The sequence below is a fragment of the Paraburkholderia sp. EG287B genome (assembly GCF_040965595.1).
GTDB lineage: Bacteria > Pseudomonadota > Gammaproteobacteria > Burkholderiales > Burkholderiaceae > Paraburkholderia.
Genome location: NZ_JBFRCG010000008.1, coordinates 247228 through 259244 on the forward strand (window position 1 = coordinate 247228; position 12017 = coordinate 259244).

Consider the following 12017-nt stretch of genomic DNA (forward strand, 5'->3'; position numbering starts at 1 on the left):
GATGTACCGTGCGCGAAAGATGCGCCGCCAGCCTGGCCCCCTCTTCGCCCCGCCGGACACTCGCCATGAACGTCAAAGTCTACGGAACGCTCGTCGTCGCATCGCTCGTGTTGCTGGTCGGCCAGTGGCTCGTCGCCGCCGTGCCGGTCCTGCGCAAATGGACGATACCGGAACCCGTGGCAGGCGGCATCGTCGCCGCGCTGATCGTGTTCGGACTGCACAGCTTCGCGCACATGGACGTGGTCTTCGACACCTCGCTGCAGGCGCCGCTCATGCAGGCGTTCTTCGCCACCATCGGCCTCAATGCGAACCTCGCCAACCTGAAACACGGCGGCCCGGTACTCGTGCGCTTTCTTGCCGTCGTGGTCGCCCTGCTCGTGCTGCAAAACGTGCTGGGCATCTCGCTCGCCATGGCGTTCGGTGTCGATCCGCTGTTCGGGCTGCTGGGCGGGTCGGTCTCGCTCGCGGGCGGGCATGGCACGGGCGCCGCATGGGGCGCGGTGTTCACCGAGCATCACGGGCTGCAGTCCGCGACCGAAGCGGCCATTGCGTGCGCCACCTTCGGGCTGATCATGGGCGGCATTCTCGGCGGGCCCGTCGCGCAGCACCTCATGAAGCGCATCGACGCTCAGGGCGGCGACGCCGCGTCCGGCGCCAGCGGCGCGGCGACACCCGATCCCTACGCATTCGAGGAGCCGAAAGCCGAGCAGCCCACCACGCCGGGCGCGTTCATCAACACGCTCACGCTCATCGCCATCAGCCTCGCCGTGGGCGAAGCGCTCTCCGGGCTGATCGCGGGCACCGCGTTCGAACTGCCCACCTTCGTGTGCGTGCTGTTCGTCGGCGTGCTGCTCGCCAATGGGCTCTCGCTCATCGGGCGGCCGGTGGCCGAGCACGCCGTCGCGCTGATCGGCAACGTGAGCCTCGCGCTCTTTCTCGCCATGGCGCTCATGACGCTGCGCCTGTGGGACCTCGCCGCGCTCGCGCTGCCGGTGTTTACGATCCTCGTCGCGCAGACACTGCTCATGGTGGTCTACGCGATCTTCGTGACGTTCCGCGTGATGGGCGCGAACTACGACGCCGTCGTGCTTTCGGCGGGCCACTGCGGCTTCGGCCTCGGTGCTACGCCGACGGCGATTGCAAACATGCAGGCGGTCACGGCGCGCTTCGGCCATTCCCATCTGGCGTTTCTCGTGGTGCCGATGGTGGCCGCGTTCTTCATCGACATTGCCAACGCCATCACCATCAAGCTCTTTCTCATGCTGCCGGTTTTCCATTGAGCGGCCAGGCGGTTCGCGCGGTGCGCGCTAGAATGGCGCAATTCCCCGCGCGCCGCGCACGGCGCTAACGTTTTTCGAGCGTCATCATGTCCCTCACCGCCTGGCTGTTCTTTCTGCCCGCCTGCTTCGCACTGAACATGGCACCGGGGCCGAACAATCTCCTCTCGATCAACGTGGCCGCGCGGCACGGCTTCCTGCGCGCGTTCGTTGGCGGTACGGGCCGGCTCGTTTCGTTCGCCGCCATGATCGCGCTCGCGGCCGCGGGTCTGGCCGTGGTGCTGCGCGCTTCCGAGGCGGTCTTCTTCGTCATCAAGCTCGCGGGCGCCGCTTACCTCGTGTGGCTCGCCGTGCAGCTCTGGCGCAGCGACGCCAACCCCATCGGCGAGAGCATGGATAGCGACGCCTCGCTCGCGCGCCTCGCGTGGCGCGAGTGCCTCGTGGCGGCGGGCAACCCCAAGGCGATTCTGGTTTTCACGGCCTTCCTGCCGCAATTCGTCGATGTCGCGAGGCCCATCGCGCCGCAGTTCGGCGTGCTCGGCGCGAGCTTTCTCGTGCTCGAATGCGTGGCCATCGCGCTGTACTCGCTCGCCGGCATGTACCTCGGCCGCTGGCTCACCCGCACCACCGTGCGCCGCTGGTTCAATCGTACCTGCGGCGCATTTCTCGGCCTGATCGGCGTAAGTTTTCTGCTCGTGCGGCGCGCCTGAACAGCCTGGTCACACGTCCTTCATCCATAAGTTTCTCTTGATGATTTTCGCGAGAAACTTTAACTGTCGTTAATCGACAGCACCCCCTATGCTCAAACCATCGTCCGGGGTCGCGGCGAGCGGGCAGCTTTTCCCCAACGCTTGCGAAACGCCCTGCGGACAAGCGGTTTTCAACGTCATTGGGGTTTCAACATGAAGATCTGCATCTTTGGAGCGGGCGCCATTGGAGGCATGATGGGCGTGCAGTTCGCACGCGCCGGCGCCGACGTGAGCTTCGTTGCCCGCGGCCCGCATCTGGCCGCGATGCGCGAGAACGGCGCCCGCCTGCTGATGGACGGCGAGGAGTACGTGGCGAAGGTGCGCTGCACGTCCGATCCGCGCGAACTGGGCGTGCAGGACGTCGTCATCATTACGCTCAAGGCGCATTCGGTGGCGGGCGTGATCGACGCGATGCAGCCGCTCCTCGGCAAGCACACGGCCATCGTCACGGGCACCAACGGCATTCCCTACTGGTACTTCTACCAGCACGGCGGCAAGTTCGCGGGCACGCGGCTCGAAAGCATCGACCCGGACGGCGCGCAATGGAACCGTCTCACGCCCGAGCGCGCGATTGGCTGCGTGCTCTACCCGGCCGCCGAAATCGACGCGCCTGGCGTGATCCGCCACGTGTACGGCAAGAAGTTTCCGATCGGCGAGCCTTCGGGCGAGCGCACGCCGCGCATCGTCCAGCTTCATGAAGCCATGCAGGCCGCCGGGTTCGAGGCGCCGATCCGCGAGAACATCCGCGACGAAATCTGGCTCAAGCTGTGGGGCAATCTCTGCTTCAACCCGATCAGCGCTCTCACGCACGCCACGCTCGACGTGATCACCAGCGACCCGGCCACGCGCGCCGTGGCGCGCACCATGATGCTCGAAGGCAAGCGCATTGCCGAGCAGTTCGGCGTGAACTTCCGCGTGGACGTGGAGCGTCGCATCGACGGCGCGGGCGCGGTGGGCGCACACAAGACCTCGATGCTCGTCGACCTCGAAACGGGCCGGCCGATGGAGATCGATCCGCTGATCACCGTCGTGCAGGAAATGGGCAGGCTGGTCGGCGAGCCGACGCCGGCGATCGATACCGTCCTTGCGCTGGTCAAGCAGCGTGAGCGGATGGCGATGCAGCCGGCGTAACGTCAGTCATCGCGAAGGGGCGGCGCGTGCGCCGCCTTTTTTCTGTGCCGGTTCCGGTGCCGGAAAAACAAAAACGGATCGCTTCGAGCGATCCGTTTTGCTTTGCAGAAGAAAGAAACGCGCGCTATTCGATGCGGGCGTGGGTGCGGGTCACCTGGAGCGGCGGCGGTGTATCGGCGCCGCGCAACGCGACGCGCATCGGCGTGCCGTTCGAGCCACGCATCGGCGAGCCGTCGATGGACGTTTGCGGCAGCGCCTCGCTATCCGGCGATGGGGCCGGTGCGTCCGAACCGACCGCCACTGCCCCGTCCGCGACTGGCCCGTCCGGCATGAACTGCGACCACGCCGCCTGAGCACAAGGCCGCAGCGAACGATGGCGACGCCGCACGAGCATCGTCGTCACGTTCACCACAGGATGCAGCAAGCGCGTCACGAGCGGCCCCGCGGGCACGGGCCAGTGACACGTTGCGTGCGCAACGTCGCCCGCACGCTGCGCGTGCCCCCCGCGCGCGCCATCCGTGCACACCGGCAACACGCCGATGCCCATGCCGAGCTGCGCCATGCGCGCCACGCCCGCCACGTGCGCGAACTCCTGCAGCGGCCTCCCCTCAGGCCGCAGACCGTCCAGCGCACGCATCACCGCGCCGCGGCAACCGGCGTCGCGATTGAGCGTGACGAGCGGTTCCCGCGCGAGATCGTCCCATCGCAGCGCCCCCTGTAGCGCGAGCGGATGGTGGGCGGGCAAGAGCGCGCAAAGCGGCGTGGCCGAAAGCGGCTGCACGTCGAGGTTGCCGCTCGCGAACGGCACGCTTTCCGCGATCACGCCGAAATCGGCCTCGCCCTGCTCGACCGCCTGCAGCACGGCCGCCTGCGGCAAGTCCTGCAGTTGCAGCGTGAGTGAAGGAAAAGCCGCTGCGCAGCGCGCGAGCGCGGCGGGCACCCAGGTCGACGAAAGCACCGGGTTGCTGGCCACGAGCACGACGCCGCTATGCGCCTGGTGCGCGTCGCGGCCTTCGTTGAGCGCCATCTCGATCTCGTCGAGCAAGCGGCCGATGCGCCGCTCGAAGCCGCTGCCCGCAAGCGTGAGCTCGACCTGGCGCGTGGTGCGGTCGAACAGCTTGAGCTCGACCGCTTCTTCCAGTTCGCGCACGCAGCGGCTCACCGCCGACTGCGTGAGCCCGAACTCGCGCGCGGCGCGCGTGAAGCTGCGCGCCCGCGCCACCGCGACGAATACCTTGAGCTGCTGGAGCGATACGTTCATCGACATGGCGGGCCCGCGCGCCTCATTCGCCGCTTTGGTTGGACCAGTGCGGCAATCCCGCGCCCGTATTCGTGGCCAGCGTGACGTTGGACTCGTTGCTCGCGTCACTGCCTTCGCTGCTCTGCTCGATCAGCCGCTTGCGCATCGGTGCGAGGAAGAACTTGGCGCTCACGCCCGCCGCGATCGTGATGACCGCGGCCGCGATGAACACCGCGCTCCAGCCGCCCGTAGCGGACAGCACCGAGGCCACCGGCACGAGCAGCGCTGCCGTGCCCTTGGCGGTGTACAGCGTGCCGGCGTTCGATGCGGCGTACTTGCTGCCGAAGGTGTCCGCGCAGATGGCCGGGAAGATCGAGAAGATCTCGCCCCAGAACAGGAAGATGAGCGCGGCGAAGGTCATGAACGCATACGGGTTCGTGCCGAACTGCATCATGCCGAGCAGCGCGAGCCCTTCGCCCACGAAGATCAGGAACATCGCGTTCTCACGGCCGATCTTGTCGGAGATGAAGCCGCACAGCGGACGCGTAAAGCCGTTGCAGATGTTGTCGATCGACAGCGTGAGCGTGAGGAGCGGCAGCGTCATGCCGAACACCGTCATCGGAATGCGGGCGAGGCCCCAGTCCTTGGCGATCGGGCCGATCTGCGCCGTTGCCATCAGGCCGCCGGCGGCCACCGCGACGAAACAGACATAGATCACCCAGAATACCGGCTGCTTGACCATCTGGCCCGGCGTGTAGTCGACGCGCGAGACGAGACGGCGGCCTGCCACGGCGACGGGGCGCGTCACGGGCTTCACGAGCAGGAACGAGAGCACGAGAATCGACACGCCCTGGAGCACGCCGAAGAAGAAGAACGTGTGCTCGTAGCCGGAGCGCGTGATCATGTTCGCAATCGGAATCACCGTCACGGCGGCGCCGGCGCCGAAGCCCGCGGCCGTGAGGCCCGCGGCGAGGCCGCGGCGGTCCGGGAACCACTTGAGCGCGTTACCCACGCAGGTGCCGTACACGCCGCCCGCGCCGATGCCCGCGATCACGGCCGACACGTAGAGCATCGGCAGCGTCGTGACGTAGGAGTTGATCACCCAGGCGAGGCCTGCGCAAACCGCGCCGCCCGCCACGACCGGACGCGGGCCGAACTTGTCGACCAGCCAGCCTTCCACCGGCACGAGCCAGGTCTCGGTCAGAATGAAAATCGAGAACGCCAGTTGAATTTCCGCCTGGCCCCAATGGTGGCGCGAGTTCATCGGTGCGACGAACAGCGTCCATGCGTACTGCAGATTGGCAACGAGCGCCATGCATAGCATGCCCACCACCAGTTGAAACCAGCGGTTCGTCCAGAACGGACCGCTCTCGCTCCTCTGACCGATTGCATTCATATCGCTTGTCTCCGCTATCTATTCATTGCAGCCTGCATGATTACGGGTCTGCATAAATTGAGGCTTATGGTTTTAACTTTTCACTTCGCTACGCTGTGTTTTTTATTCGCCGGGTGAATCAAAAATCGGAATGAAAATCCGTCAATCCTCATTCACCCTGGCATTACGTCAGACCCCTGAAAACATCGTGAAACAAGGGCTTTTCTACGTGTTGTCCCTTATGAAATCGTAGTTCCGAGCGTTAACCCGAACGTAGCTTCGAGCGCTTTGCGCGGCATTCGGACTCCTTTCAACTTATGCTAGGGTGATTGCTGAATTACTCACAATTAAAGTTTGTTATTATGTGGATTCAGTATCCTTTATGGTTCGGCCATGACGATGCGAAACGCCACGCTGCGCCAGCTCAAGGTCTTCGAGACCGTGGCGCGCCACCTCAGTTTTTCGCGTGCTGCGGAAGAGCTGCATCTCACCCAGCCGGCCGTTTCCACGCAGGTTCGGCAGCTCGAAGACCACGCAGGCCTGCCGCTCTTCGAGCAGCTCGGCAAGAAGATCTATCTCACGCCCGCGGGCACGGAGATGCTGCACTACAGCCGCGCGATCATGCAGCAGTTCCACGAAGTGGACGAGGCAATGAGCCAGCTGAAGGGCGTCTCGGGCGGCAAGCTCAACGTCGCCGTCATTAGCGCCGGCGATTACTTCTTTCCGCGCCTGCTGGCCGAGTTCACGCGCCGCTACAAGGGCGTCGCGCTCAACCTCTCCGTGCACAACCGCGAGCAGCTGCTCCAGCAGCTCGCCACCAACCAGACCGATCTCGCCGTGATGGTGCGTCCGCCCCACGCGACCGACGCCATCAACGAGCCGTTTGCGCCCCACCCGTACGTGATCGTTGCGGCGCCCACCCATCCGCTCGCCAACAAGCGCGCCATCAAGCTCAGCACCCTCGCCAACGAGGCGTTCATCGTGCGCGAGCGCGGCTCGGACACATGGAACTCGATGGAAGAAGGCTTCGCCGGGAAGATCACGAACCTGAAGATCGCTATGGAGATCCAGAGCACCGAGACGATCAAGCAGGCCGTGATCGCGGGCATGGGCATCGCGTTTCTTTCGGCGCATACCATCAGCCTCGAATTGCAGGTCGGTCACCTCACCGTGCTCGACGTCGAAGGCTTCCCGGTCATGCTCAACTGGTACGTCGTGCATCGGAAAAACAAGCGCCTGCCGCCCGTCGCGCTCGCGTTCAAGCGCTTCCTCATGGAGGAAGGCGCGGCGCTCATCGAGAACATTACAAAAGTGTCAGAATCGAGTTTGCATAAGTAAGGTTTGATGGTTTTTACACGAACCATCATGCATGACTAATCGTTCGCGTCGCAGTGCGCGTTCTGTTGTTTTCCCCTGGTCCCGCAGGATGGTCGTTGCGACGTCAGTGCGGCCCTTGCCGCTGACGCAGTGGGCCGCCCCGGCTGCGCCGCCGCCGTGGCAAGTCCTGCGACGCGTGATGACCGGCGCGCCCCGCGCCGCCCTGTGGCGGGTCGCTCGCGGCCAGCCAGGCGGGTTCGAACGCGCCGCCGCCGCAGGCCGCGACCAGCAGTTCGTCCGGCACACCCGCAAAACTTGCGTTGAATGTCGCGCTGAAGGGCTCGCGCGGCGGTGACGCCTCGACGGCGCCCGTGCGTGCGAGCCGCGCCCGCCGGCCGCCGTTCATGAACCGCGCGCCCAGCGCCGCGCACAGCACGCTCGCCGCGACCAGCACGGAGATTTCGAAATCGGGCGATTCACGCGCGCTCAGGAATCCATAGCCGAGCGCCGCGCCTAGCAGCAGCGCGATGACATGCATGACGCGGTCGCCGCGGCCGAACGGCACGCGCCTGCGCGCCGCGCCGCTCGCTTGCGCGCCACGGCTGAAGAGACTCAGCGCGCCGCCGGTCAGCAGCGCGCCGGTTGCCGCCGCAACGAACAGTGCCACACGTTCGCCAGCACTACGCTCGGGCTGCAGCACGTAGCCAGCGAACGCGCCGATCAAGACACTCGCGCCCGCTACCCCGCCCAGCAGCGCCGCCGTCCGCGCGCGCCGCGTGAGGTCGCGCCGGCCAGCCAGGCACAAACCGCCCAGCACGCCGGCTTCGACTGCAACCGTCGCGTCGGGCGCATGCATCCAGCCCGCGGCGATCACGCCAGGGGGCACGGTCAGCAGCAATGCGAACGAAATGGCGAAGGCGAGCCGATGTTTGTGCGGCGCACCAGCGCGCCTGGCGCAGCGCAGCGCGGCGCGAGAACGCGACAAAGGCCACGCACGCACCGGCGCGAGCGCCGTCAGTTGTGCAAATGCACAGCCGAGCCATGCGAACAGCGCGCCGGCGCCCAGCCACGCCAGGTCGCCAGCCAGTTGCTCCGGCATCTCTCCTCCTCGCGCGTCATCGCTGCTGCGCGCGTCTTTGGTTTTAGAGCGTCAAGCCGCGCCCTCGACGGCAGCGAGCGACTCGATTGGCGCCGGCGCGGCGCCCAGCGCATTGCTCAACGTACCGATCCCTTCGATGATGACTTCGACCGTTGCGCCATCAACGATCGAGCCTACGCCGAGTGAGGTGCCGCACGCAATCACGTCGCCGGGTTCGAGCGTCAGGTCCTGTGAAATGAGGCTCACCTGCTGCGCCGGCGAAAACACCATGTCGTCGAGCGGATAATTCTGCCGCTCCACGCCATCGAGTTTCGTGACGACGCGCGCACGTTGCCAGTCGAACCCGGAAACGATCGCCGGGCCCAGACAACAGAACGTATCGAAACCTTTGGCGCGGCACCATTGCGGGAAGTGCGGATTCTCGGTGATGAGGCCCGCGGCCGTGACGTCGTTGACGATCGTATAGCCGAAGATCGCCGACTCGGCCTCTTCGACGCTCGCGTCGCGGCAGCGCTTGCCGATCACGATGCCGAGTTCGCCTTCGAAGACGATTTTTCCCGCATAGTGAGCAGGACGCCGAATCAATTCCGAAGAGCCGATCACCGAAGCCGCCGGCTTGATGAGAAAAAGCGGGTGCGAGGGCACCGGTTTTTCGAGTTTCGCGGCGAGTGCGTGAAAATTGTTCCAGAGCGCGACGACCTTGCCGGGCGCACAGGGCGCGAGCGGTGTGAGCGCGCGCAGCGACAGCACCGCCCCAGTGGGCACCGGCTGATCGAGTCCTTCGTATTCGTGCAAGTAACCGTTCTCGACGCGGCCGAACACGATGCTGCCGTCGCTCGCCATCAAACGCATCCACGTTTCCATGTTTCCTCCTGGGTTTCAAACGGCGCCAGAAGCGCGCAGCGAGTGGATCTCGTCCTTCGTGTAGCCGAATTCGGCGAGCACTTCGTCGGTGTGTTCGCCCAGCATCGGCGAGCGCGTGACTTCGGTCGGGCTGTCCGAGAGCTTGATCGGGTTGCCCACCGTGAGGTACTTGCCGCGCACCGGGTGATCCACCTCGACGATCGTGCCGCTCGCGCGCAGCGATTCGTCGCTGGCGATCTCCTTCATCGAGAGAATCGGACCGCACGGAATGTCGTAGCGGTTGAGCACGGCCATCGCGTCGAACTTCGTGCGATGCATGGTCCAGTGCTCGATCTCGTCGAAGATCGCCTTCAGGCGCGGCAGGCGCGCATTCGGCGTGGCGTAGTCGGGATCGTCGATCCACTCCTCGCGCCCGATCAGCTTGCAGATGCGGTCCCACACGGGCGCCTGCGCGATGAAATAGATATAGGCGTTCGGATCGGTCTCCCAACCCTTGCACTTGAGAATCCAGCCCGGCTGGCCGCCGCCCGACGCATTGCCGGCGCGCGGCACGGCCTCGCCGAAGCCGTCGTTGGGATACTGCGGGTACTCCTTCATGACGCCGGTGCGCTCGAGCCGCTGCTGGTCGCGCAGCTTCACGCGGCACAGGTTGAGCACGCCGTCCTGCATGGCCGCGAGCACCTTCTGGCCGCGCCCCGTGTGCGTGCGCTGATAGAGCGCCGTGACGATGCCGAGCGCGAGATGCAGACCCGTGCCGCTGTCACCGATCTGCGCGCCCGAGACGACCGGCGGGCCATCGTCGAAACCCGTCGTCGACGCTGCGCCGCCCACGCACTGCGCGACGTTCTCGTAGACCTTGCAGTTCTCGTAGGGGCCGGGGCCGAAGCCCTTCACCGAGGCGACGATCATGCGCGGGTTCAGCGTCTGTATATGCTCCCAGCTGAAGCCCATGCGCTCGAGCGCGCCCGGCGCGAAGTTTTCGACCAGCACGTCGCAGTCGCGTATGAGCCGTTCCAGCACACGCTTGCCTTGCGGGTTCTTCGTGTCGAGCGTGAGCGAACGCTTGTTGCCGTTGAGCATCGTGAAGTAGAGGCTGTCCGCGTCCGGCAGGTCGCGCAGCTGCTCCCGCGTGATGTCGCCGGCGCCTGCGCGCTCTACCTTGATCACGTCCGCGCCGAACCAGGCGAGCAGTTGCGTGCAGGTGGGTCCCGACTGCACGTGCGTGAAATCGAGGATGCGCACGCCGTTCAATGCCTTGCCCATGTCATGTCTCCTTATCTAATCGTGGCCGGGCGAGTTTTCGAAAATCGGTGGGGTTGCGTGGGCAGAGGCGTTTCGCGCGATGGCGCGTCATCTGCGTCCTTAAACAATACGGTATGTGATATATCAGAACGAAGCAAGAGGGGAATTGCCCATCGGGAATGCCATTAGAATCGCGTCGAAGCCTTATCCAGCATGGTCTTGGCGCAACTTCGACGGTGTTGATGCGGCGCACAAGAGGGAAAACCCCGAGCATTTGCTGCATCTGATATGCCAGATTCCGTGTGAAGGATGCTGTCTGGCAACAGGAGTTGGTCAGGGATGCCAAGGGTTGATGCGCATAAAGTCGGCTGTCGGAGGTCGTTCAGCCGACGCGTGCTGAATGGGCGTGAAGGGACGTAAACGCAAAACGGGAGACCCGAAGGTCTCCCGTTTTGCCCTGAATTCGCGGCGCTAGGTGTCCGTCTCAGTCAAGGAAATCGCAGTTCTTCTCGACATAGACCGCGAGATCGAGCGAATGCTGGCGCACGAGCTTTTCCGCCAGTTCGGTGTCGCGCTTCTCCAGCGCCTCGATAATGCGCAGATGATCGACGATCGAGCGCGAAGCCCGGTCGCTCTGCGAAATCGTCATGCGGCGAATGGCGCGCACGTGCACGAAGATGTTCTTGATGGTGTCGAGGATGATCTGCGAGCGGGAAAGCTCGACGATTGCCTGGTGGAACGCGATATTGGCGTCCGAGTACTCGGCGATGTGTTCGGCAGGCGTGCTGTCGCGGAAGTCGTCGAACATGTGGCGCAGCCGCGCGATTTCCTCGTCGGTGGCGTGGATCGTGGCGAGGCGCGCGGCCATGCTTTCGAGCGCGGCCCACATCTGGATCATCTCGACGATCTCGCGCTTGCTCTTGCGCACGATATAGATGCCGCGGCGCGGCACCATGCGCAGGAAGCCTTCCTGCTCGAGCAGCGTCATGGCCTCGCGCACCGGCGTGCGGCTCACGCCGAGCGATTCGCTCAGCACGCGCTCGTCGAGCCGGATTTCCTCGCGCGACTGGTAGATGTCGGCGTCGGCAATGGCCTGGCGCAGCATGGCGTAAGCCTGATCGCGCAGGCTCAGTGTGGCGTTGATGGGCTGCAGCGCCAGCTTGAGCGGCGCCGCTTCCCGGCTTGCTACAACTTCAGTTTGTTCTGACGACATTGATTACCTCTTTTCCGACCTGCGGACGGATTCGCGGACCGAATTGTGCACGACGAACGGCCCTGGCGCGCGGCGCTTCGCCCAAACCAGCGTACCGGCCATGCTGCGCGGCCTGCTCAATGGCAGACTGCGGCAGCCACCTGGCGATCATGACCGTAGCAGCTGCACCCAGACCCACAACCGCTGCACTGAACAGTGCGAGAGAAACGAAATCCATTTGAAGCTCCGCATGATTGAGTAATCGAATAACTCAATCATATGCTGCGTCGCGACAAAAATCAATATTCTGTATGTGATATATCAGATGCAGTCGTTTCCACACGACACTTCGATGCGGCGGGGGCTTATCAGGGGTGCGCTCCCACATTGTGGGCGCGGTCGACCGGATCTCCATGAAAAACAACCAATCCTAGTGAGAAACCGGTGTTGCCCGCAAGGGGGTATGCCATCGAAGGGCACGATCGCGTCGTGCAAAGGCGCGCACGAGACTCGCACACAACACAAACTACG

11 protein-coding genes are annotated in these 12017 nt (G+C 64.7%); 4 read left to right on the plus strand and 7 right to left on the minus strand.

All coding sequences use genetic code 11. The features are described 5' to 3' along the window. Nucleotides 1-65 precede the first annotated feature (65 nt). From gltS to AB4Y40_RS16485, 3 genes are all read left to right on the plus strand, one after another. Nucleotides 66-1280: a sodium/glutamate symporter gene (gene gltS, locus AB4Y40_RS16475; RefSeq protein ID WP_368688616.1), complete on the plus strand. Its 1215-nt coding sequence runs from the start codon at nucleotides 66-68 to the stop codon at nucleotides 1278-1280. A gap of 86 nt (nucleotides 1281-1366) precedes the next feature. Then, nucleotides 1367-1987: a LysE family translocator gene (locus tag AB4Y40_RS16480; RefSeq protein WP_368688617.1), complete on the plus strand. Its 621-nt coding sequence runs from the start codon at nucleotides 1367-1369 to the stop codon at nucleotides 1985-1987. A gap of 192 nt (nucleotides 1988-2179) precedes the next feature. Continuing rightward, complete coding sequence (locus AB4Y40_RS16485) at nucleotides 2180-3157, plus strand: 2-dehydropantoate 2-reductase (RefSeq protein ID WP_368688618.1); 978 nt, start codon at nucleotides 2180-2182, stop codon at nucleotides 3155-3157. A gap of 124 nt (nucleotides 3158-3281) precedes the next feature. Here the strand turns inward: AB4Y40_RS16485 and AB4Y40_RS16490 are convergent, their stop codons facing one another. Together AB4Y40_RS16490 and oxlT are read right to left on the minus strand one after the other, a co-directional pair. After that, nucleotides 3282-4418, minus strand: coding sequence for a LysR family transcriptional regulator (locus AB4Y40_RS16490; protein WP_368688726.1), 1137 nt, complete (start codon nucleotides 4416-4418; stop codon nucleotides 3282-3284). A 22-nt stretch (nucleotides 4419-4440) separates the two neighbouring features. Next, on the minus strand, nucleotides 4441-5793 hold the full coding sequence (gene oxlT / locus AB4Y40_RS16495; protein WP_368688619.1) for an oxalate/formate MFS antiporter: 1353 nt from the start codon (nucleotides 5791-5793) through the stop codon (nucleotides 4441-4443). 372 nt (nucleotides 5794-6165) lie between these two features. Here oxlT and AB4Y40_RS16500 point away from each other — a divergent pair, with 372 nt between their 5' ends. Further along, nucleotides 6166-7110, plus strand: coding sequence for a LysR family transcriptional regulator (locus AB4Y40_RS16500; RefSeq protein WP_368688620.1), 945 nt, complete (start codon nucleotides 6166-6168; stop codon nucleotides 7108-7110). 103 nt (nucleotides 7111-7213) lie between these two features. On the opposite strand, the gene AB4Y40_RS16505 is transcribed toward AB4Y40_RS16500, so the two are convergent. The 5 genes from AB4Y40_RS16505 to AB4Y40_RS16525 form a co-directional block, all read right to left on the minus strand. Next, a complete protein-coding gene (locus tag AB4Y40_RS16505) occupies nucleotides 7214-8188 on the minus strand; it encodes a hypothetical protein (RefSeq protein ID WP_368688621.1) in 975 nt (324 codons plus the stop codon). Nucleotides 8189-8239: 51 nt separating this feature from the next. Beyond that, complete coding sequence (locus AB4Y40_RS16510; RefSeq protein WP_368688622.1) at nucleotides 8240-9052, minus strand: fumarylacetoacetate hydrolase family protein; 813 nt, start codon at nucleotides 9050-9052, stop codon at nucleotides 8240-8242. A gap of 15 nt (nucleotides 9053-9067) precedes the next feature. Then, a complete protein-coding gene (frc, locus tag AB4Y40_RS16515) occupies nucleotides 9068-10315 on the minus strand; it encodes a formyl-CoA transferase (RefSeq protein ID WP_368688623.1) in 1248 nt (415 codons plus the stop codon). Between the two features lie 463 nt (nucleotides 10316-10778). Further along, on the minus strand, nucleotides 10779-11507 hold the full coding sequence (locus AB4Y40_RS16520; RefSeq protein WP_133185668.1) for a GntR family transcriptional regulator: 729 nt from the start codon (nucleotides 11505-11507) through the stop codon (nucleotides 10779-10781). Beyond that, a complete protein-coding gene (locus tag AB4Y40_RS16525) occupies nucleotides 11488-11724 on the minus strand; it encodes a hypothetical protein (protein ID WP_368688624.1) in 237 nt (78 codons plus the stop codon). Before AB4Y40_RS16525 ends, AB4Y40_RS16520 begins: the two co-directional genes overlap by 20 nt. Between the last annotated feature and the right edge of the window lie 293 nt (nucleotides 11725-12017).